The 20219-nt window shown below is 44.8% G+C and carries 22 protein-coding genes and 1 pseudogene; 16 read left to right on the top strand and 7 right to left on the bottom strand.

What is annotated here, in order from left to right; all coding sequences use genetic code 11:
- Positions 1-83 precede the first annotated feature (83 nt).
- From BBD42_RS23760 to glnA, 9 genes are all read left to right on the top strand, one after another.
- On the top strand, positions 84-2612 hold the full coding sequence (locus BBD42_RS23760) for a transglycosylase domain-containing protein (protein ID WP_099520160.1): 2529 nt from the start codon (positions 84-86) through the stop codon (positions 2610-2612).
- 33 nt (positions 2613-2645) lie between these two features.
- Complete coding sequence (locus BBD42_RS23765) at positions 2646-3299, top strand: peptidylprolyl isomerase (protein ID WP_099520161.1); 654 nt, start codon at positions 2646-2648, stop codon at positions 3297-3299.
- Between the two features lie 181 nt (positions 3300-3480).
- Complete coding sequence (locus BBD42_RS23770) at positions 3481-4038, top strand: ribonuclease FAU-1 family protein (protein WP_099520162.1); 558 nt, start codon at positions 3481-3483, stop codon at positions 4036-4038.
- The gene (locus BBD42_RS23775; RefSeq protein ID WP_099520163.1) at positions 4035-4688 is read left to right on the top strand and encodes a YdcF family protein; all 654 of its coding nucleotides are present in this window, start codon (positions 4035-4037) and stop codon (positions 4686-4688) included. Before BBD42_RS23770 ends, BBD42_RS23775 begins: the two co-directional genes overlap by 4 nt.
- Positions 4689-4870: 182 nt before the next feature.
- Positions 4871-5854 (top strand): AAA family ATPase, encoded by a 984-nt coding sequence (locus tag BBD42_RS23780; protein WP_099520164.1) that lies wholly within the window; start codon positions 4871-4873, stop codon positions 5852-5854.
- A 34-nt stretch (positions 5855-5888) separates the two neighbouring features.
- Positions 5889-7181 (top strand): GTPase HflX, encoded by a 1293-nt coding sequence (hflX, locus tag BBD42_RS23785; protein ID WP_099520165.1) that lies wholly within the window; start codon positions 5889-5891, stop codon positions 7179-7181.
- A 45-nt stretch (positions 7182-7226) separates the two neighbouring features.
- The gene (locus tag BBD42_RS23790) at positions 7227-8546 is read left to right on the top strand and encodes a methionine gamma-lyase family protein (protein WP_099520166.1); all 1320 of its coding nucleotides are present in this window, start codon (positions 7227-7229) and stop codon (positions 8544-8546) included.
- 59 nt (positions 8547-8605) lie between these two features.
- Entirely contained in the window at positions 8606-9016 is a 411-nt protein-coding gene (locus BBD42_RS23795) for a MerR family transcriptional regulator (RefSeq protein WP_046232536.1), read from the top strand.
- A gap of 48 nt (positions 9017-9064) precedes the next feature.
- Positions 9065-10393: a type I glutamate--ammonia ligase gene (gene glnA, locus BBD42_RS23800; RefSeq protein ID WP_056028047.1), complete on the top strand. Its 1329-nt coding sequence runs from the start codon at positions 9065-9067 to the stop codon at positions 10391-10393.
- Positions 10394-10675: 282 nt separating this feature from the next.
- Here the strand turns inward: glnA and BBD42_RS31875 are convergent, their stop codons facing one another.
- The 4 genes and pseudogenes from BBD42_RS31875 to BBD42_RS23820 form a co-directional block, all read right to left on the bottom strand.
- Positions 10676-10837: a hypothetical protein gene (locus BBD42_RS31875; protein WP_172455604.1), complete on the bottom strand. Its 162-nt coding sequence runs from the start codon at positions 10835-10837 to the stop codon at positions 10676-10678.
- Positions 10828-11136, bottom strand: a pseudogene (locus BBD42_RS32365) (excalibur calcium-binding domain-containing protein); the annotation flags it as partial. The gene BBD42_RS31875 and the pseudogene BBD42_RS32365, both read right to left, overlap by 10 nt.
- Positions 11137-11326: 190 nt before the next feature.
- Positions 11327-11998, bottom strand: a complete 672-nt coding sequence (locus BBD42_RS23815; RefSeq protein WP_099520167.1) for a hypothetical protein — start codon at positions 11996-11998, stop codon at positions 11327-11329.
- A 240-nt stretch (positions 11999-12238) separates the two neighbouring features.
- Positions 12239-12655, bottom strand: a complete 417-nt coding sequence (locus tag BBD42_RS23820; protein ID WP_099520168.1) for a hypothetical protein — start codon at positions 12653-12655, stop codon at positions 12239-12241.
- 413 nt (positions 12656-13068) lie between these two features.
- On the opposite strand from BBD42_RS23820, the gene BBD42_RS23825 reads away from it, so the two are divergent.
- Positions 13069-13749 (top strand): SOS response-associated peptidase, encoded by a 681-nt coding sequence (locus BBD42_RS23825; RefSeq protein WP_099520169.1) that lies wholly within the window; start codon positions 13069-13071, stop codon positions 13747-13749.
- 99 nt (positions 13750-13848) lie between these two features.
- Here BBD42_RS23825 and BBD42_RS23830 read toward each other — a convergent pair whose 3' ends face one another.
- Entirely contained in the window at positions 13849-14565 is a 717-nt protein-coding gene (locus BBD42_RS23830) for a stalk domain-containing protein (RefSeq protein ID WP_237163209.1), read from the bottom strand.
- 544 nt (positions 14566-15109) lie between these two features.
- Between BBD42_RS23830 and BBD42_RS23835 the strand changes: the two genes are divergently transcribed.
- The 6 genes from BBD42_RS23835 (at position 15110) to BBD42_RS23860 (ending at position 18380) form a co-directional block, all read left to right on the top strand.
- Positions 15110-15772 (top strand): hypothetical protein, encoded by a 663-nt coding sequence (locus tag BBD42_RS23835; protein ID WP_099520170.1) that lies wholly within the window; start codon positions 15110-15112, stop codon positions 15770-15772.
- On the top strand, positions 15732-16280 hold the full coding sequence (locus BBD42_RS23840; RefSeq protein ID WP_099520171.1) for an accessory gene regulator ArgB-like protein: 549 nt from the start codon (positions 15732-15734) through the stop codon (positions 16278-16280). Before BBD42_RS23835 ends, BBD42_RS23840 begins: the two co-directional genes overlap by 41 nt.
- The gene (locus tag BBD42_RS23845) at positions 16258-16380 is read left to right on the top strand and encodes a cyclic lactone autoinducer peptide (protein ID WP_081419031.1); all 123 of its coding nucleotides are present in this window, start codon (positions 16258-16260) and stop codon (positions 16378-16380) included. The genes BBD42_RS23840 and BBD42_RS23845 overlap by 23 nt, the downstream gene beginning before the upstream one ends.
- A gap of 12 nt (positions 16381-16392) precedes the next feature.
- A complete protein-coding gene (locus tag BBD42_RS32910) occupies positions 16393-16788 on the top strand; it encodes a LytTR family transcriptional regulator DNA-binding domain-containing protein (protein ID WP_099520172.1) in 396 nt (131 codons plus the stop codon).
- A 171-nt stretch (positions 16789-16959) separates the two neighbouring features.
- Entirely contained in the window at positions 16960-17367 is a 408-nt protein-coding gene (locus BBD42_RS23855; RefSeq protein ID WP_099520173.1) for a hypothetical protein, read from the top strand.
- A gap of 383 nt (positions 17368-17750) precedes the next feature.
- Positions 17751-18380: a hypothetical protein gene (locus BBD42_RS23860; RefSeq protein WP_216364872.1), complete on the top strand. Its 630-nt coding sequence runs from the start codon at positions 17751-17753 to the stop codon at positions 18378-18380.
- Between the two features lie 94 nt (positions 18381-18474).
- Here the strand turns inward: BBD42_RS23860 and BBD42_RS23865 are convergent, their stop codons facing one another.
- Together BBD42_RS23865 and ku are read right to left on the bottom strand one after the other, a co-directional pair.
- A complete protein-coding gene (locus BBD42_RS23865) occupies positions 18475-19359 on the bottom strand; it encodes an ATP-dependent DNA ligase (RefSeq protein WP_099520174.1) in 885 nt (294 codons plus the stop codon).
- On the bottom strand, positions 19356-20204 hold the full coding sequence (gene ku, locus BBD42_RS23870; protein ID WP_099520175.1) for a non-homologous end joining protein Ku: 849 nt from the start codon (positions 20202-20204) through the stop codon (positions 19356-19358). The genes BBD42_RS23865 and ku overlap by 4 nt, the downstream gene beginning before the upstream one ends.
- Positions 20205-20219: the final 15 nt, after the last annotated feature.

Raw genomic sequence — 20219 nt, forward strand, 5'->3', positions numbered from 1 at the left:
TAATAGGGGTTGTCCTTTTCATTCCGGGGGTATAAATAAGAAGACAGACAGCTTCTAAGAAGAAGCGCAGGAGGGGAGTCACAATGGCTGATCGCAGGCAAAGAACACAACCTGAGAAGAAAACAAAGCCTAAGAAGAAAAGAAGAATGTCGGGGAAAACATGGTTTTTCCTGTTGTTTTTCACTGTAGTTATAGCTATCGTGTGCGGGATCATCGGATATTCGCTTATTATTTTGAATGGTGAGCGGTTGCTGAAGGAAAGAGCCGATATGATGGTTATGGGCGAAGCATCCATTGTTTATGATGCGAATGGAGATGAAATTTCCCGATTGTCCACGCCGGAAGAAAATCGTGAAATTGCCGAATACGATGAAATTCCGAAAGAAATGATGAACGCCGTAGTGGCGACGGAGGATCAGCGGTTTTACGAGCATGCCGGCATCGACTTTTTTGCAATTGGTCGGGCACTCGTCAAGGACGTTATCGCTCGCAGCGCGGTCGAGGGCGGAAGTACGATTACCCAGCAGCTAGCTAAAAATATGTTTTTATCCTCGGATAAGACATTGTTCCGGAAAGCGACGGAAGCTTCGATTGCTGTCGCATTGGAAAACAACAATACGAAGGAAGAAATATTGACGCTTTATTTAAACCGGATATACTTCGGCAAAGGCATTTACGGCGTCAAGGGAGCTGCAAAGTATTATTTTAATACCGAGCTGAAAGACTTGAAGCTGTGGCAAATGGCGACGCTCGCCGGCATGCCGAAAGCGCCAAGCCGCTACAACCCGGTTAATGATGCGGAAGGCTCCAAGGTGCGCCGTGGAGTTGTGCTTCAGCTGATGTACGACCAGGGCTACATTACGAAGGACGAAATGGACGAGGCGAAGGCCGTTGATTATGTGACTCCGCCAACCGTAGAGCAAAGCAAGGACGAGCCTTATAAAGCTTTTGTTGACTACGCAGTGGAAGAAGCTTTGAGAGTTATGCCGGATATGACCGAAACGGATCTGCGTATTGGCGGTTACCGGATCTATACGACGCTCAACCCAACAGCGCAAAGCGTCGTTGAGAAAGAATTTGCCGACGACTCCAACTTTGAAGAAAGCGTCGACGATAAGAAGGTTCAAGGCGCAATGGTCATTATCGACCATCGGGACGGGGCCATCCAAGCCATCGCAGGCGGCCGCGATTATGAACGCAAAGGCTTGAACCGCGTCGAATTGCCGCGTCAGCCGGGATCGGCGTTCAAGCCGATTACTTCTTACGGCCCGGCGCTGGAAACCGGTCAATATTTCCCGTGGACGGTTTTGAAAAATGATAAAACGTGCTTCGGCAACTATTGTCCTAAAGATTCAAGAGGCGCAACCCCGATTACGATGCAGGAGGCGGTTAAGCATTCCCGCAACTTGCCAGCCGTATGGACGCTGAATGAAATTGGCGTTAGCAACGGCGTGAAATTTGCGACAAAGCTTGGTTTTGAACTGAGCGACCAGGATCGCAATCTTGCGATTGCGCTTGGCGGATTGACGGAAGGTGTTACACCGCTGCAGATGGCGACAGCTTACAGTACTTTTGCCAATAGTGGACAAACCGTTGATTCCCATACCATTAGAGAAATTACAACGAGCAGCAATACGGCTGTCTATACGTACAAAGCTCCGTCAACTGAGCAGGTTATGAATGTGGATACCGCATGGTATATGACCGAAATGCTGCAGACCGTTGTCCAATCCGGAGGTACGGGAACAGGCGCGGCAATAGATCGCCCAGTTGCCGGCAAGACGGGTACGACTCAGCACGGTATTCCCGGCTTTAATTCAAGCGCTAACCGTGACGCTTGGTTTGTTGGCTATACACCAGAGTGGACAGCCGCTGTATGGATGGGGTACGATCGAACAGATGAGCAGCATGTGCTCAAGAAGAGCAGTGCCCAGTCGGCTGCCATGTTCTCCAAGGTTATGAAGCAGGCGATGGCAGACATGCCGAAGACCAGCTTTAAGAAGCCGCAGGGCGTGAAAGAGCCGGTTAAAGATGTCGGAGCAGTAACGAATTTTAACGCTGTGTTTGTACCAGAGCAAATGAAAGTTGCTTTGTCATGGCAAGGGGCAGCAAGCAGCAACATTTCGTATAAGGTTTATCGCAAGGCGATGGATCAAACGGATTTCAGCTTGTTTGTTGATGCTGCTGGAACAACGGTTGATGATATGTCCGTTGCACCAGGCATGTCGTACGACTATTATGTCGTAGCAATCGATGCGGAAAACAACCTGACAAGCAAGCAGTCTGAGACGATAACCGTACAAATTCCCGAGACGGTCATTGATGTTCCAGACGTTCCGATGGATTCTATTGATCCTGATGAAGGGGGTATTGAGCTGCCATCCTTTAGTCCTGACAGCGGTATGACGCCAACCCCGACGCCTGGCCTGGAGACACCTCCAATTGAAACCATCGACCCAGGGACATTTAGTCCCGAGCCTACGGATAACATGGCTAGCCCTCCAGTTGAGGAGGGCTGGCAAAATGGCGGCAATGTAGGAGGAGGGGATAATCCGGCGAACGCGACGCCGGACCCCGCCCAAGGGGATGGAACGACTAACGAAGCCGGGTAGCAAGCGGCAATACGTAAGGAGCTGGTTACAGGAATGAGCAGGAAACAGTGGTCGGTATGCAGTGCTCTTGTAATAGCACTTCTCATAATGACATTGCTTACCGGCTGTGGAGCGAAGGGAAGCTTGACCGGTACAGGAACGGCGGCGGAATCCGGAAATGCCGAGAAGGTGATGCGCTGGGAGCGCATGCCGGAGATGGAACTGGATCTCAATAAAACGTATTCCGCCGTTTTTACAACGAATAAAGGGAATTTTACTGTGAAGCTGTATGCGAACGAAGCGCCTATTACGGTAAATAATTTTGTTTTTCTGGCTCGCCACGGCTTTTATGACGGTTTGACGTTTCATCGCATTATTGAGTCGTTTATGATTCAGGGTGGCGATCCGCAAGGCAATGGCGTTGGGACGCCTGGTTATTCGATTCCCGACGAGCTGGATACGGAAATTAAGTATGAGTCTGGTATTGTTGCAATGGCGAATGCTGGAAAGCCGAATACCGGCGGCAGCCAATTTTTCATTTGCACAGGCTCTGGCTCCGAGAATTTGAATCAGAACCCGAACTATTCCATTTTCGGCAAAGTTGTAAGCGGTATGGACACGGTACTTGAAATTGCGAAGACGCCAGTAGACAATAATGAGCCGCTTGAAGAAATTATTATTCAAAATATAATCATTCAGGAAAAATAGCTTTGCCATCGCCGTCCCGTTACTGGGGCGGCGATTTTGCAGTGTAAGAAAGCGAAGCTTGGTTTATTTTTCAAGTCGGGTGGAGATGAGCGGCTGGTTATGGTAAGCTTTTTACAAAGCTATCCTTTACCATCGAAAGCCGTTACTTTAGGGCTTATCTCAACGGAAAGGTACGTTCCGTATGAAACGAAAATTTTCTGACCGTGCGAACTGGCGTCGCATTTTGCGCAAGAGCTACTCTTGCATCACGCTGGACAATGATGAGTTCCGAGGCTTGGTCACCTTTTACCGCATTCACGAATTGCGTGAGCCGCTTTGGAAAGAGTACAACGGACGCCGGCTTTGTCTGGCAGATCGAGGTTATTTGTGGATGCAGCATTTTCCTCGTGGCGAGCATTTCGTCGTGACGACGATGTTTGATGACAAGGGCCGTGTTGTGCAGTGGTACATTGACATTTGCAAGACACAGGGACTGACGGATCAACAGGTTCCCTGGTTTGATGATCTGTTTCTTGATGTGGTCGTACTGCCAAGCGGTGAAGTGTTTCTGCTCGATGAGGATGAGCTTGAGGATGCGCTGCGTCAGGGTGATGTAACAGGCAAGGAGGCTGCTATGGCACGCAAGACAGCCGGCAGGCTGCTGTCTAATATTCGCAATGGGCGTTTCCGTTATTTTACGCTTAGCTTGAAGCATCGCAAAAGCTTGGTGGAGAAGACAGGAGAGTTAAGCGAGTCATGAAGCAAATGCTAAGGACAGGGAGCAGCCGGCGCAAGCGGCGGACGAATAAGCGTCCGGGGCTGCTCCTGTTTCGTATGTTGGCCTGGTGTATCGTTGCAGGGGTGTTCTGGTGTGGTTATGTATTATGGGTTATTAACAGCTATGAAGCACCTAAAGAGCGCGAGAAAGCGGATGTCGGTATCGTGCTCGGCGCTGCGCTTTGGGACAATGTGCCAAGTCCGGCGCTCAAAGAGCGTCTGAACTTGGCCTATAAGCTGTATGAGCAAGGCAAGGTGGACAAGCTCATTATGAGCGGCGGTCTTGATGCAGGGGGCGCTGTTGTGACAGAAGCGGCGGGAATGAAGACGTATCTGGTCAATAAAGGCATTCCAGAGGACAAGGTGCTGCTGGAGGACAAATCGACGAGCACGTATGAAAATCTGCTGTTCAGCAAAACCATTATGGAGCGCGAAGGTTTTGCGAGCGCTTTGATTATTACCCATCAATTCCATGCGCCTAGGGCACTGGAAATTGCGCAATTTTTGAACTATGCGTCAGTTGAAGCTGAGGGTACACCATCACAGGTATTGAAGCCGTGGAACGCTGAAGGACGCGAGGTTTTAGCCTATACAAAATGGAAGCTTGACGCCCTGATGCTCTGGCTGGGCTGATCATATGACAGGTATAGTTATAAAATCTGTTAATAGGACCGTTTATGCCTGAATACACTTGTAAAGCGGAACAATGCCCAAGCAGCGAGACTGCTGCAAGGGAGCGGTTTCTGCTTGAATGCGGCGCTTATGCAAATGCGCTCATTCCTAATGACAAGTGCGAAGGATAGGTGATGCGTCAGATGAGCGGACATGTCAAATCGGGCACAAATAGCGGACCCAGGCCTTCAAGGCAAATTAACGTTATTCTCAGAAGCCATGAGACGTATGCAGTCGCAGCTTCTGCGCCCCTCACTGAAAGCGAGTCTTTGTCAGCGGTAAAGCCTTTGCCTGCGAGCGACCATTTTGCTGAAATTCAGAAAGAACTTGAGCCAATGGTCGGGATGGAAAATGTGAAAACGCTGATTTATGAAATTTATGCCCTTCTCTATATAAGCCGCATGAGGTCGGAAGCTGGTCTTTTTGGCGGCTCGCATGTGTATCATATGATTTTCAAAGGCAACCCCGGTACCGGCAAAACAACGATTGCGCGCATCGTCGCCAAGCTGTTTCAAAAAATGGGCGTGCTGTCGAAAGGCCATCTGATTGAGGTAGAGCGTGCTGATCTTGTAGGCGAATACATTGGCCATACGGCTCAGAAAACGCGCGATTTAGTACGCAAGGCCATGGGCGGCGTGTTGTTTGTCGATGAGGCTTACAGCCTTGCCAGAGGCGGGGAAAAGGATTTTGGCAAAGAAGCGATTGATACGCTTGTGAAGTGCATGGAAGACCGGCGCAATGATTTTGTACTGATTCTTGCCGGCTACCCAGCCGAGATCGAGCATTTTTTACTGACGAATCCCGGTCTGCCTTCGCGGTTCCCGATTCAGATTGACTTTCCTGACTATTCGGTGGACCAATTGATACAAATTTCCGAGCTGATGTCCAAGGATCGTGATTATCATTTGGCGCAGCAGTCCATATTTAAGTTAAGGCAGCATTTAATGACGGAGAAACAAAATGACATTTTTTCCTTCAGCAATGCAAGATACGTTAGAAATATTTTGGAAAAGGCGATTCGCCATCAGGCGGTGCGGCTGCTGAATCATTATGCAAGCGGTGTACCGCCAAAGCAAGAGCTGTTGACCATCAGGCCGGAGGACTTCAAATGGGAGCCGAAAGCTTGATGGAGCCACAATGAACGATTGAGAGGGTAAACATATGCGAGAAAAGACGCACGATACACAGACTGACATCCAGGACCGGGCTATATTGGTCACTTTGGTTACACAACAAATTAAACGCGGTTCCAGTGACCCGGAGCATTCACTTCAGGAACTGGTGAAGCTTGCTGAAACAGCAGGCGTTGAAGTGCTTACAACATTAACGCAAAACCGTGAAAAGCCTGATACAAAATGGTTTATCGGCAAAGGCAAGGCGGAGGAGCTTCGTCTGGTAGCCGATGAAATGGGTGCGACGACTGCTATTTTCGATCAAGAGCTTTCCGGGGCGCAGGTGCGCAATCTCGAAGAGATGCTGGATGTGAAAATTGTAGACCGGACGCAGCTTATTTTAGATATTTTCGCCCAGCGTGCGGGAACGCGCGAAGGGAATATCCAAGTTGAGCTGGCACAGCTCAGTTATTTGCTGCCGCGCCTGTCAGGACACGGCAAAAACTTGTCGCGTCTTGGCGGCGGCATCGGTACGCGCGGTCCCGGCGAGTCCAAGCTGGAGACAGATCGGCGCCATATTCGGGGGCGTATCTCTGATCTTAAAGCCCAGTTGGACGAAGTTGTTCGCCATCGGCATTTGTACCGCGAGCGCAGAAAAAAATCCGGCATCATTCAAGTGGCGCTAGTCGGCTATACGAATGCGGGTAAGTCGACGCTGCTGCGTCAGTTGACGGATGCCGACGTATATGTGCAGAATCAGCTGTTCGCCACACTAGATCCAACTTCACGCACGCTGGAGCTGCCTAACGGCCGCGAAGTGATTTTAACCGACACGGTTGGCTTTATTCAAAATCTGCCCCATGATCTCGTTGCCGCTTTCCGCGCGACGCTTGAGGAAGTGAACGAGGCGGATTTAGTGCTGCATGTGGTAGACAGCAGTTCGCCGATGCGCGATGAGCAAATGGCGGTTGTAGACCGCATTCTGAACGATCTTGGGGCTGCGGGCAAACCGACGCTGACGATTTATAATAAAATCGATCTTTGTTCGCCTGAGGAAGCCTACACGCTTCGTTCTGGTGGAGATTCTCTAATTATTAATGCGTACAAGGAAGCCGACTTGAAGCTGCTTTGCGATACGATTCAGGAAAAGCTGATGGGGGATACCATTGTTTTTGCGCTGCCAGCTTCCAGAGGCGATTTAATCGCGCTTGCTTATCGTACGGGGGAAGTAATTGAGCAAGAAGTGGATGGCGAAGAGGGGGAACTGCTTCGGCTGACGATTCAACTAAGCAAGCAGGATTATGAAGTGAATGGGCATCGCCTGCATCCTTATATCGTATAAGGATGCCTCGGAGCCGATCGACAAAAGGGAGAGACTACAGCAGCAATGAACGGAAATAGCGGATTTGAAAATGGACATAGCGGCAAGGAAGAAGACTTGGTATGGAAACGGCTTGAGGAGCTTGCTGAGGAAGCTGAGGAGCTTGCAGGCGATCGAATGAAGGCGGTTGACCGCATTGCAGAACGCAATCAGTGGAAGGTCATTCAGGCTTTTCAGAAGCATCGGGTCAGCGACTATCATTTTAGCGGCTCCACTGGCTATGGCTATAATGATCGTGGGCGTGAAGTGCTTGATTTGGTATATGCAGATATTTTCGGTGCGGAGGCGGCGCTCGTTCGCCCGCATTTTGTATCTGGGACACATACGATTAGCTGTGCCTTATTTGGGGTATTAAGACCAGGAGACGAGCTTTTATACGTTACAGGCAAGCCTTATGATACGCTGCATAAAGTCATTGGCAAGCCGGGCGATGGAAAAGGCTCCTTGCAGGATTTTGGCATCCAATACAATGAGGTGGCGCTGCTGGATGACGGCGGCCTTGACTGGGCAGGAATTGAAGCAGCCATTACAGCACAAACTAAAGTAATTGGCATCCAGCGCTCTCGCGGCTACAGCTGGCGTGCTTCTTTTACTGTGCAGCAAATTGGTGAAATAACGAGCCGTGTCAAGCAGATCAAGCCTGATGTGCTGGTGTTCGTGGACAATTGCTATGGTGAATTTACCGAGCTATTGGAGCCGACCCAGGTTGGCGTTGATATAATGGCAGGTTCATTGATCAAAAATCCTGGAGGCGGCCTTGCCTCGACCGGCGGTTATATTGCTGGAACAGCGGCGGCGGTTGAAGCGGCAGCTTATCGCTTGACCGCTCCAGGCATTGGTGGCGAAGTAGGCGCTATGCTTGGGACGCTGCGCTCGATTTACCAAGGGCTGTTTCTGGCCCCTCATTTAGTGGGACAAGCGGTTAAAGGCAGCGTGCTCGCTTCTGCATTATTCACGCAGCTTGGATTTGATACGCAGCCTCACTGGGATACGCCGCGTACGGATTTAATTCAAGCAGTCAAATTTGGCAGCGCAGAGCATCTGATTGCTTTTGTCCAGGGCATTCAGCAGGCAGCGGCAGTTGACTCCCATGTTACACCAGAGCCTTGGGACATGCCTGGTTATGAACATCCTGTCATAATGGCGGCAGGAACGTTTATTCAAGGCGGCAGCCTCGAGTTATCTGCAGATGCGCCTATTCGCGAGCCTTACATCGCTTACATGCAGGGAGGGCTTACGTTTGCCCACGCGAAATTCGGTATTTTGACGGCATTGAAGCGTCTCGTTGAAAATGGATTAATTGTAATTAAACCTCACACAACTTGACACTTCCTTGGTAGGACGTTAAAATAGATGTAAATGAGCGACTGGAAGGTTGATGTGATATGGCTGACGAGATACGTAGAAATATGGCCTTATTTCCAATAGGCATTGTAATGAAGCTAACTGATTTAACCGCCCGCCAAATCCGCTATTACGAGCAGCATGAGCTGATCGTACCAGCGAGAACGGCTGGTAACCAACGGCTTTTTTCCTTTAACGATGTGGAACGGCTGTTGGAAATTAAATCGTTGATTGAGAAGGGTGTCAATATTGCCGGAATTAAGCAGGTTATGAATCCGGTTTCCAAAGAATCCGATGATGCGACTATCGTTAGCGAGCAGTCGGAGGTTACGCGCAAAGAACTGTCTGATGCCCAGCTTCACCGCATGCTCAAGCAGCAGCTATTGGAGAAACGGCCTGGTCAGGCCTCGCTTATACAGGGTCAGCTGTCGCGTTTCTTGCACAAGCGCTAGGGTGCAATCGTACAATTATAATCAAGCAAACAAGGGAGATGACTTTTAGTGAGCTATACTAAAGAGGATATCAAGAGAATTGCTGAGGAACAGAACGTAAGATTCATTCGCCTTCAATTTACAGATTTGCTAGGAACGATTAAAAACGTTGAGATTCCAATGAGCCAATTGGATAAAGCGCTTGATAATAAAATGATGTTTGACGGTTCTTCCATCGAAGGTTATGTGCGTATTGAAGAATCTGACATGTACCTTTACCCAGATTTAGATACATGGGTCGTATTCCCGTGGGTTGCACAAGATCGTGTAGCTCGTCTAATCTGTGATATTTATATGCCTGACGGCACACCGTTCGCAGGGGACCCGCGCGGTATTCTGAAACGTGCGCTGAAGGAAGCGGAAGAAATGGGTTATACGGCGATGAACGTCGGTCCTGAACCGGAATTTTTCCTTTTCAAAACCGATGAGCGTGGCGAGCCTACAATGGAACTGAATGACCAAGGCGGTTACTTTGACCTTGCACCTATGGACTTGGGCGAAAACTGTCGCCGCGAAATCGTGTTGACGCTGGAGGAGATGGGCTTTGAAATCGAAGCATCTCACCATGAGGTTGCTCCTGGACAGCATGAAATTGACTTTAAATACGCAGACGCGATTAAAGCGGCTGACCAAATTCAAACATTCAAGCTCGTTGTTAAAACGATCGCTAGAGAGCATGGCCTGCACGCTACATTTATGCCTAAGCCATTGTTCGGCGTTAACGGATCGGGTATGCACTGCCACCAATCGTTGTTCCAAGGCAGCACTAACGTATTTTATGACGAGAGCGACAAGCTGGGCCTTAGTGCAACCGCTCGTTATTATATGGCAGGTATTTTGGAGCATGCACGCGCAATGGCTGCGATCACGAACCCAACAATCAACTCGTACAAGCGTCTTGTGCCAGGTTATGAAGCACCTTGCTATGTGGCATGGTCCGCAAGCAACCGCTCGCCAATGATTCGTATTCCAGCATCAAGAGGACTGAGCACGCGCGTTGAAGTGCGTAACCCAGACCCTGCTGCTAATCCATATTTGGCACTTGCTGTTATGCTGAAAGCAGGCCTTGATGGAATCAAGAACAAAACGGCGCTGCCAGCTCCAACAGACCGCAACATCTACATTATGACTGAAGAAGAGCGCATCGAATCCGGCGTGCCTAGCTTGCCAGTTGATCTTAAAGAAGCTTTGGACGAGCTGCTCCGCAGCGATGTCATCTGCAGCGCGCTCGGCGAGCACGCTCTGGCTCACTTCTATGAGCTGAAAGAAATTGAGTGGGATATGTACAAAACGCAAGTCCACCAGTGGGAAAGAGATCAATATTTGACTTTGTTCTAGAAGGTGAATCCCTTAGCGCTGTAAGCGCTGAGGGTTTTTTCTTTTTGTGGGCTTTTTATATAATTCTAGTTGTCGAATCGGTCTCCCACAAAATGCCCACAAAAATCAAATAAAATCTTGCTTGGGGCGGTGACAGGATCTCGTTTAAGGATTACCCACACTTTGAAATGGTGTTCGCCCTGACGACGGCACAGTATCGAGCTGGACAGAGACCGGCAACGGGTTTAGCGATACTAATTTCTCTTGCTCAAGCAAGATTACTTAGTTTATTTTTACATGAAACTATCCTTCAAAAGTTTCTCTTTCTTTTTTTCGCTCTTTTTCAAGCTTAAGTAATTCTTCTTTTAGCTTCACAGTATCCATTACTTCATAAAGGCCTCCTTTAAGAACGATTAAAATGTTGGATAAGTTTAAAATTGCAAAAACAGATAAAATCATTCGCAAGCGACGCGATCCCCATCACGGTCTAGTTTAGCACTATAACCGGGTTCCCCTCTATAAATAGGATCAGCTCCACGATTGTCGGAGGGAGTAACTATATCAGCTCCATCTCCGCCTTTTTTGCACATGGCCATCGGCCATTCGTCGCGATCATATCCCTTTTTTTTTGCTGCCACATCTTTTAATGATGCATTACGGTTTACATCAGCTCCGCAACGGTCAATCGTATAAATTGACGGCTTACCTTTACTTATAGCATCAACGATATGATTAGCGGTTTCAGCATATTTAGATGACGGGAAAGTAATCTAAATATGCTGAAACCGGCATCTGACGTTGGAGACGGAGAAAGAGTAGGGCTCGCGGTAGACGCATTCTCTGCAACAACAACAACGGCGCTTGAAGCTGTTGCTGCTGGCTTGTCTACTGTTGTAGTGGCTCAACCCGAAAGCAGCAGGGTAAGTGATAGCAGAGCTGAAATAAAACCTTTCATTATTGCACCTCGTTTGCATCGGATGCAATTAACCATATGCCTGCTCCAGTATCAGTACGGAACGTATACTTAATATTGTTACGTATCGCGGATACTTTTAGGTTACTAATATCAGAGTCAGGGTCATTTAACCCAAATTCAACTAAAACTGATTCCCTATCTTCTACATCAAGCGTGGGGTTTGTTGCTATTATTAAAACACCCATTGCCAGTACGAAATTCGATATCGTTTCTGTTGTGCCGTCAGGATTTACAATTAATAAGATTTCTCTGATACTAGAGTCTTTTTTGTTAATAGACGCATTCATGATAAGTGAATTAGAAAACTCATATTTGAAGCTGTCTAGAACGAGACCTTCTTCAATTTTCAATGAACTGATATTAAAGTAGTCACCAAACTCCTTAGATGCTTTATTGAAAGCGGTCTGGAACTCCGTAGCATTTATGCCGAGTGTACTAGGAATTTCAGCATCCTGCTTAGCAGTAGGTTCAGGGGAAGCCGCCTCAGTTGTCACGGCTTCTGCAGACGCAGTAGCTTCAGGCGCCTTTGTAACGGCTGGAGAACTGACAGGTGACGCGCTCTCTTTTGCTGTCGTTGTTTTTTCATTAGTAGCCCCACAACCTGTTAATACAATCATTGCTGCAATTATAGATATAAATATTCTCTTCATTCCCAGTCTCTCCCTTGTAGTAGTTTCGACATAAATATACTACAAAAGTCGCATTTTGGCGATATGTGGAAGAAAAGTATAATCTCTTTGAAGAAAACTATAAGTTGAAACAAAAAAGCCATGCCAAATAGCGTCGGCAAGGCTCATTTGTTATATCTACTGTAGAAAGATTATTTGTTAACTGTACTTGGATTAGATACCCGTATAATGGGTGAATTTTTTTGATTTTTCTTGCCAGAGTTAATATATAGTTAATTCAGATAGGTTTTCGAAATTAAATATGTCTTCTAACGTTTTAATACCAATCCTAACTTGATCTAAAAGTTCCTCTGGTGTTTCGTATCTTATGGCATTTTCGTAATCTTCTACTACTGTAAAGTACCATCCTCCTTGGGATATAGAAATTGAGTATTTTTTATCGTTATAAGTAAACATAATTTCATGTCCAGCAGCTATATCTTCTGATAAATTAATATAATTATAAATTGGAAATTCCTCCTTAGCAGGCATCATATCAGTAATTATACTATACATACTATACCAATCTGATCGGGGTTTCGTTTTGGTCCAATCATAATCATGTCTATGAGGTGCTTTTGGATGGATTTTTTGATTACCATAATTTACGTTATTTTTATTGATTTTTGAAACATTCATTAGTCCTCTGTTTGAATAATATCTGATTTTAATTGTTAAAATTCATTTAAAACTAATCGATACTTGAGGAAATCCCTCCTGTAACTAATAATGAACAAGCTGGTTTTACTTTTGGATCAACAACGGAAGAAGTAAAAGAAATAATGGGGGCACCAAATCGCGCCTCTCAAATCGGAATGTTAGATACATGGTATTATGGCAAATCCACTGTTACTTTTAACGATGGTATAGTTACTGGATGGAGTAATGATGGAGATAACCTGCTGATAAAATAAACGAATTCATTGATCCATTTTTTTAGTACATATCTATATAAGAGAGGCTCTTCCAGCTTAATGAGTTGGCGGAGCTTTTTGTGTACAAAAGTCTAAAATGCTTATGAAAGGAAATCCTAATGTTAGGAGGGATGAGCAATGTGTGGTCGCTTTACAATTACGTCGAATTTAGAAGAAGTGGTTGAAGTATTTGATGTGGGGAAGACGAATTATGAATACATGAAGCGCTACAATGTAGCTCCAACACAAACGGTGCCAGGAATATTTTATAAAGATGGGCAGCGGATCATGGAAGGATTTAAGTGGGGTCTCATACCGTTTTGGAGCAAGGATACAAAGATTGCGTATAAGACCATAAATGCGCGGGCCGAGGGGATCGAGAGGAAACCGGCTTTCCGACACCTGTTGAAGCGAAACAGATTACTCATACCTAGTGACGGTTTTTATGAGTGGAGACAAGAGGAGGATGGGAAGCAGCCTTTTCGGTTTCAGTTGGAATCAAAAGCTGTCTTCGCTTTTGCTGGCCTCTATGACACATGGCGCAATGCAGATGGCGAAGAGGTACAAAGCTGCACGATTATTACTACAACACCTAATCAGCTGGTATCGAAAGTTCATAATCGTATGCCGGTCATATTAACAGGTGAGGCTGCTGCCGATTGGATTGATCAAGATATAGTAGCAACTGAAGATGTTCTAAGCTTCCTAAAGCCTTACCCAGCAGAGTTAATGATGAAATACCCCGTTTCGAGAGATGTAGGAAACGTTAAAAACGCTCATGAATCTTTAATTGATGAAATACCGCTAAATTCACAATGAAGATTGAAACAGCCCACCAAGTATCTGGTGGGCTGTTTCAATCTTCATTGTTAAAACCAATGGTCCTGAAATTTATAAAGTAGATGCTAGACTTTATTATTACTTTTCAAGCCAGCTTTCATCCCACAGTAAATATCCTTTACCATTTGCACCAGGTTGGCCCTTGAATTCAAGGATAAGTTCTGTAGTTCCTTTTGGAATATCAAGAGTATTAGTGACAACAGTGCCGTTGTTTACAGATCCTGTTGCAAATGTACTTGTTTTAGTTCCGATACTATAAGTAGCATTAGTTCCTTTTGGGTCTTTAAAGCCAATGGAAATACCTATCTTTTTCGTTCCTTCTTTAATTTTAAAAGTAACCCCTTGGTTAGCTGAGTTGACACCTTGAACTACAAATGCGCTTGTATATTGAGTTTCTCCGAATAAAAGCTCATCTACATTATTCGTGATTCCACTTTCTGTATACGTTTTTACGTGCGATACATTGCTTGTATTAAATGGCTGCCTAGTAGCCTCTTGATCACCCGTTGATATGGATATAGACTGTGTATCGTTATCCCATTTAATCTCTGCGCCTGTAGCTTCTGCAACTGAACGGAGAGGTACATATGTTGTTCCAGCATAACTTATTGGTTTAACAGCAGCGCCATTAGAATCTTTTGGATTCCAGGATTCTCCGTTCAAGATAAATTTAATACCATGATTCAGGTTGGCTTGTATTTTTTCTAGTGATCCAGCAGCCTGCGCTCCCATAGAGAACGAAAATACACATGCTGTTGCAACACCTGCTAAAAGCCATTTGTTCTTTGATTTCAAATTAAACACTCCTTAATATGTGGGTATAATATAAGGATTCTACATTATTCCTGAATTTCCTTCTTTTATTTTGGGTAATTATAACTACTTTTTAAATTCGCAAGTGCTTGAGAACTGATATTTATTTGTGGTAACACAAAATACAGTTAAATTAACTGGCGTATTTAGTTATTATTTGTCTCCAAATCTGATTAGTTTAGGTTGTCGAAGTAGAGCGAAATCAGTAAATTCAAGTGCAGTTATACGAGCTGGGAAGGGGACAGCAAGCAACAACATCAGTCCATTTCTTTTTTTAGCCGAATGGATTTTCTCATGGATGCTGTTGCATAAACTGCTGCAGCACCTGCTTAGAAGCATTGTCCAATCCCTATTGTTTTATTTTAGAGCGTGCATTTACTGGAAAGATATTCATTTAGCATAATAATCTGTATTGCATTCAGCATGTCCCCATGTAATGATGAGTTTAATAGATAAAGCGGTAGCAGACGTACCAAAGCCACTCACACCAAAGAAGAACTAGGGCTGTAAAGGGAGACGATGAAATATGTTGGAATTCATTTTATTTATGCTTTTCTCCATTGTTGAGGGTTTCGGCATTCTTTACTTAATGCTCAAGATTTACCGATACGATGCAGCAAGCTTTTATCCAGCACTAATTGTTGTAACGTTAATGAGTTTGCAAAGCTTTTTTTTGAGGGAGGAACTTTCGCTCGAAAGTATCGTGCCCGTTATCAATATTTTTGTGTTCGTAATATTTCTATCGGTCGTTATCAAGATACCTTTTTTTGCGGCATTAATTATTACTGGTTTGGGGTATTTTATTTTCGCCTCTATCCAAGGTGCGATTGTTAATACCATACCTTTTTTCTCATTGGCAGAGATTAAAGTGCATCCATATATAGGGTACTTGCTACAGGTCATCACAGCCGGGGTTAACCTTTCTATTGCCTGGGGACTAAACCGTATGCGAATTGGCTTTATGGAGAGCATCTCAGAAAAGATGCGTTTTCCTCATGAACAGAGAGTGGTCGGAGGTTTTATCATTGTGATCTTGCTCGGATTCGGTTTTATACTCCACCAGCGGAGCGAGTTGTTAAATATTATATACTATTTCCTAGCAGCATTATTTTTCTTTGTTTATTCGTACCTCAAGGAGGTTAAGCCCAATGGTGGAAACTATTTCGAGAAGACTAGCAATAAGCATTAAATCAGTCGTTCCGGAGCATCCAGCGTCGGTAGCTCGCTTGCAATACGCTTTGTCGTTTATCTTAAACGCTTTATTTATAATTACAGGTGCGCTGCTCATATCCTTTTTCACTGGGCGAACAAGCGGCGTTGTAGCAGCGTTGATATCATTTGCAATACTTAGGCAGGTATCCGGAGGCATACACCTAAAATCGGGCACAATGTGTGTCATAGTATCCGTAGGCGTGGCGACGGCATTGTCTTTCACGCCTAACTTTCCGGGAAAAATGTTGGTGATAATCAATCTCTTAAATCTATTGATTGTATTAATGTTTTCACCAACAGACATAGAAAAACAGTCTCGTATCCCAAAACGTTATTACCCACTACTTAAGCTTTTATCTGCCTTAATTGTATGTAGCAATCTGTTGATAGAATCGTCTATAATTGCATTAACTCTGCTTGTGCAGTGTTTGACTTTAATTCTGGCGAAGGTGGTGAGTACCCATGCTAAAAAATCTAGTATATAAATTGGCTTCATTATTGGACGGCGCGGCTGTTTTTTCAGTAAGAACAGCAAGCTTCCTCTATGTCAATCAGCCAGAAACCCCAGAAGAATTGTTGAAATAGCGGTGAACATCCATGCACTTATTCACGATTGATACGTTGACCGTCTCCAAGGACGAGTTAGGCACATTAGGTCTAGTTTCTGTTAAGGTACAGGACATTATAATTATTAAATCCTTATCGGAAAAGAAACGCATAATCATACACACTCTGACGGATGTTTACTATACTATGGGTACTCTTGTATACTGGGAAACGGCGCTTAACAGCAGCGGGTACAATTTCCTTGTGCTCGATCGTTCAGAAATGATTAATCAAGATAAGGTAATATTGCTGAATCCCAAAACAGGAGATGCTTACTTTGAAAGGTTTGTTAATAAACAATCTAAAAAATGCGGCGTAGCATACCATAGAGTCAAAGATTTTGTCGAATTTATGCTGAAGTACAATCCGGAAATTCAACTAATGTAGCCCTTCCTACAGGAAAAGGGCTATTTTTACGCGTTAAATTAACGTTCTTCATTTGTCAAGACTTATTCGACATAGTGCGACATAATTCACGATCGCCAATTTATATTTACTTCTTCCAGTAAGTCCCTGATAATACAGGTATAAGCCTATTACATCAGGGGGATACAGGTCATGGAGATAGCAGAATTTGAAAAAAACACCGCATTTAAGTTTGCAGAGTTCAAAAAGAAATGGTCTGGAAGAGGAGCAATACGAACAACTTTTCGACTTGATACAGATTCAGCAGTCCTTGTCTTTGAACAGGATTTCACGAATTTGGAATATGATTTATTAGACTTTACAAAGTCTGAAAATCGAATGGACAAATATCTAAAAAGGATTGTGAATGTAATGACAGGGGACTTTAATCCTTTTCTCAATTCGTTACATGAAGGTCTGCAAATTACGGCGATGAAGACGACTGTAGAGGGGCTGGCATTCAGGTATCAGATCACCACAATGGTGTTTAATAAAAATTTGCGACAACTCGTACTGTCTGATGATATAGACAAGAGTAGAATCTTACAAAGCACTAAATAAAAAAAGTTGGTGACTGAATGGTAAGAAGCCGGACCGAGCCGACACAACGACGCTGATAAGAAGCGTACTTTGTGTCGGTTTTCTTGCTAGATGGGGGCTAGCAAAAGGGTGGGATGGATAAACTGACGATCCACTTCCAGTGCCCGTGCAAATTCGGCTTGTGTCATCTTTTATGAATATATGAAGCGTTACAATGTAGCTCCAACACAATTAGCTCCGGGAATATTTAATAAAGATGGGCAGCGCACTATGGAAGGCTTTAAAAAGGGGGGCTTACACCGTTCTGGAGCAAAGATGCTAAGATGGTATTTGAAACAATAAATGCCCGTTTTCAGGCATCTACTTAAGCAGAATCGAATTCTTATTCCAAGTGATCGATGAAAGTGAATGTCATTGATACGCTACAAAATGAAGATGTATACGATTTTATTTTCGTTACTGTGCGTTACGATCGATCCGAATCAGCGTTGTTTGCTCTAAAAGATAATCAAAGCAAAAACATAGTTACGATGACTGGTAATTCAATTGGATTTTCTTCATGGCTGGATATCGTAGGGGATAGACTTTTACCAGCTTTTCCTGGTTTCGGCGGACAGATTAAAGATGGCGTATTGCATGCGCGATTTCCACCAAAGATTTTAGTGGCAACTGCATTTGGGGAAATTGATGGTGTAGTCACACATTCCGTATCAGACATTGCCATGTTGAGCGTTTTGCAAACAGCTAGAACCAGAAAAACGGCACACCAAATAACAGTCACTTTTAAAGGCTATTTAAGGGCGATACAAAAATCTGGCGTTTCTATTGATCCAGCAATTCTTAAAATGGTGCTTAAATTTCCCAACTTCATTTTGGATCTATTCTTTATGATGTGGCAACGGACCAAGATGGTTCAGGATATGATGTTGCCGGATTATGCGGATAATGCGAACAATGAGATTGTGCAGCTAAATAATGATTTATTGAAGTTTTTAAGTCAAAATGACACCGAATTGGAAATACATGCTCAGTGAGTTTTACTGAAACATGAAGGTAATTTTATCTCTTCAATCGGGCATCAATCTTCTTTTTAAAACAGAGAGTTCTGAGGCCTAAAAGGTACTTTGGTTATGATTTGTCCCCAAATCCGAGTAGCTTAGGCTGGCGAAGTAGTCCGGAATCAGTAAATTCCAGAGCTGTTACACGAGCTGGGAAGGGGACTGAAAGCCACACAACATCAGATTTTACCATGCCAGGAGTTAGCTCTTTAAAAGGGCACTCCCCAGGGTGATCTACCATAAACTGATGAAGTACTTGCTTGGATGCTTGATCCAAGCCCGAAACATGCCCGATGTAACGATTTTCATATCGCAGGACAAGGCTTGAAACAAGTCCATCCCGCAGTTTTATGCCGACGACGTCAGCGACTATCCGTACTTCTTTGCGTTTTTTAAACCAATATTGATGTTTTTTTCCCTCCATATAAGGGCTATCTAATCTTTTCGAAATAATTCCTTCCCATTCCCGTTCATTCAGCCAATTCCAAAGTGCTTGTCCATCGAAATGCAAATCGGTTACAAATAGTCGAGGCGTTTTCTCTGGAAATGAGGCTTTCAGTTTCTCAAAACGTTCTTTATAAGGGAGTTTGCGAATGTCCTCGCCATTCGAATTGATCATATCAAACATTACAAAAATAAGGCCATCATCGGGGATGCGTTTTCGCGCCCCTAACTTGGCTCTTTGAAAATTTGGGCGCACCCCATCGAAATAGGCGATTTCTCCATCCAATATACAAGGGCCAACGCGGATCGGCTCTAATAACGCCACTATTTCCGGGAAAGTATGATTACGCGGCTCCAACCTTCGTCCGAATAGTTCCACCCTCCCTAAACCATCTAAGCGGACCAAAGTGCGCACGCCGTCCCATTTAATTTGATAACCCCATTCGGGGCCTTCGGGAATAATGGAAGAGGTTATAGGAGCCATAGGGACAGAAGGGAGCTGCATGGTCATGATACGTTACCCTTTGCTTTGGCTGTTCTCTTTTTCTTGGTTGAGGGAGCGCTTGGAGGTATGGCGGCTGATTTTGTAGCATCCAAGCTTGCTTGTAGCGCGGCCATCAGATCGATGACATTGGTCCGTCCTTCAGCAGTCGGTGCAGATACAACATCAACACTCTGTCCCGCTATTTTTTGTTGAATCAATTCAGTTAATGCGATACGGTAATCGTCCGTATATTTGGCAGGGTCAAACGGTTCGCTGAGCTGTTCTACCAGCATCTTAGCCATTTCGAGCTCTTTGTCGTTAATCGTTGTTTGCACAGGTATGTTAGGAACCTGGGAAATGGCTCTAATCTCATCTGGAAAAAACATCGTTTCCAAACATAAGCAGTTTCCCACTACTCTTACAGCTGCTAGGCTGCTTTTACTGCGAATAGATATTTTGGCTATGCCTATCTTGCTAGTCTGCTGGATTGCTTCTAATAATAGGTTGTAGGCTCCAGCTCCTGTCATATCGGGGGAGAGGTAATAGGCTTTTTGAAAATAGATCGGATCGATCTCAGATAAGTCCACGAAATCTAATATCTGAATGGTTTTGGCGGACTCGGGTTTAATAGCATCAAGCTCTTCTTCTTTAACGATCACGAATTTACCTGCCTCGTATTCAAATCCCTTAACAATTTCGTCAGCGACGATCTCTTTATTGCAGTGGCGGCACATTTTTGCGTAATTAATCGGCATGCCACATTCCTTATGTAAACTTCGGAATGATATATCCTTGTCTTCCGTCGCAGAGTGCATTTTGACGGGGACGTGCACCAAACCAAAGCTAATAGCACCTTTCCAGACGGTATGCATATAAAACACTCCTTA

Origin of the sequence: Paenibacillus sp. BIHB 4019 (genome assembly GCF_002741035.1) — a bacterium.
GTDB lineage: Bacteria > Bacillota > Bacilli > Paenibacillales > Paenibacillaceae > Pristimantibacillus.

What these genes read in the sequence shown, in the direction of transcription:
- BBD42_RS23760 (WP_099520160.1), top strand. Translation starts at nt 84, where the DNA reads ATGGCTGATCGCAGGCAAAGAACACAACCTGAGAAGAAAACAAAGCCT.
- BBD42_RS23765 (WP_099520161.1), top strand. Translation starts at nt 2,646, where the DNA reads ATGAGCAGGAAACAGTGGTCGGTATGCAGTGCTCTTGTAATAGCACTT.
- BBD42_RS23770 (WP_099520162.1), top strand. Translation starts at nt 3,481, where the DNA reads ATGAAACGAAAATTTTCTGACCGTGCGAACTGGCGTCGCATTTTGCGC.
- BBD42_RS23775 (WP_099520163.1), top strand. Translation starts at nt 4,035, where the DNA reads ATGAAGCAAATGCTAAGGACAGGGAGCAGCCGGCGCAAGCGGCGGACG.
- BBD42_RS23780 (WP_099520164.1), top strand. Translation starts at nt 4,871, where the DNA reads ATGAGCGGACATGTCAAATCGGGCACAAATAGCGGACCCAGGCCTTCA.
- hflX (WP_099520165.1), top strand. Translation starts at nt 5,889, where the DNA reads ATGCGAGAAAAGACGCACGATACACAGACTGACATCCAGGACCGGGCT.
- BBD42_RS23790 (WP_099520166.1), top strand. Translation starts at nt 7,227, where the DNA reads ATGAACGGAAATAGCGGATTTGAAAATGGACATAGCGGCAAGGAAGAA.
- BBD42_RS23795 (WP_046232536.1), top strand. Translation starts at nt 8,606, where the DNA reads ATGGCTGACGAGATACGTAGAAATATGGCCTTATTTCCAATAGGCATT.
- BBD42_RS23815 (WP_099520167.1), bottom strand. Translation starts at nt 11,998, where the DNA reads ATGAAGAGAATATTTATATCTATAATTGCAGCAATGATTGTATTAACA.
- BBD42_RS23820 (WP_099520168.1), bottom strand. Translation starts at nt 12,655, where the DNA reads ATGAATGTTTCAAAAATCAATAAAAATAACGTAAATTATGGTAATCAA.
- BBD42_RS23825 (WP_099520169.1), top strand. Translation starts at nt 13,069, where the DNA reads ATGTGTGGTCGCTTTACAATTACGTCGAATTTAGAAGAAGTGGTTGAA.
- BBD42_RS23835 (WP_099520170.1), top strand. Translation starts at nt 15,110, where the DNA reads ATGTTGGAATTCATTTTATTTATGCTTTTCTCCATTGTTGAGGGTTTC.
- BBD42_RS23840 (WP_099520171.1), top strand. Translation starts at nt 15,732, where the DNA reads ATGGTGGAAACTATTTCGAGAAGACTAGCAATAAGCATTAAATCAGTC.
- BBD42_RS23845 (WP_081419031.1), top strand. Translation starts at nt 16,258, where the DNA reads ATGCTAAAAAATCTAGTATATAAATTGGCTTCATTATTGGACGGCGCG.
- BBD42_RS32910 (WP_099520172.1), top strand. Translation starts at nt 16,393, where the DNA reads ATGCACTTATTCACGATTGATACGTTGACCGTCTCCAAGGACGAGTTA.
- BBD42_RS23855 (WP_099520173.1), top strand. Translation starts at nt 16,960, where the DNA reads ATGGAGATAGCAGAATTTGAAAAAAACACCGCATTTAAGTTTGCAGAG.
- BBD42_RS23865 (WP_099520174.1), bottom strand. Translation starts at nt 19,359, where the DNA reads ATGACCATGCAGCTCCCTTCTGTCCCTATGGCTCCTATAACCTCTTCC.
- ku (WP_099520175.1), bottom strand. Translation starts at nt 20,204, where the DNA reads ATGCATACCGTCTGGAAAGGTGCTATTAGCTTTGGTTTGGTGCACGTC.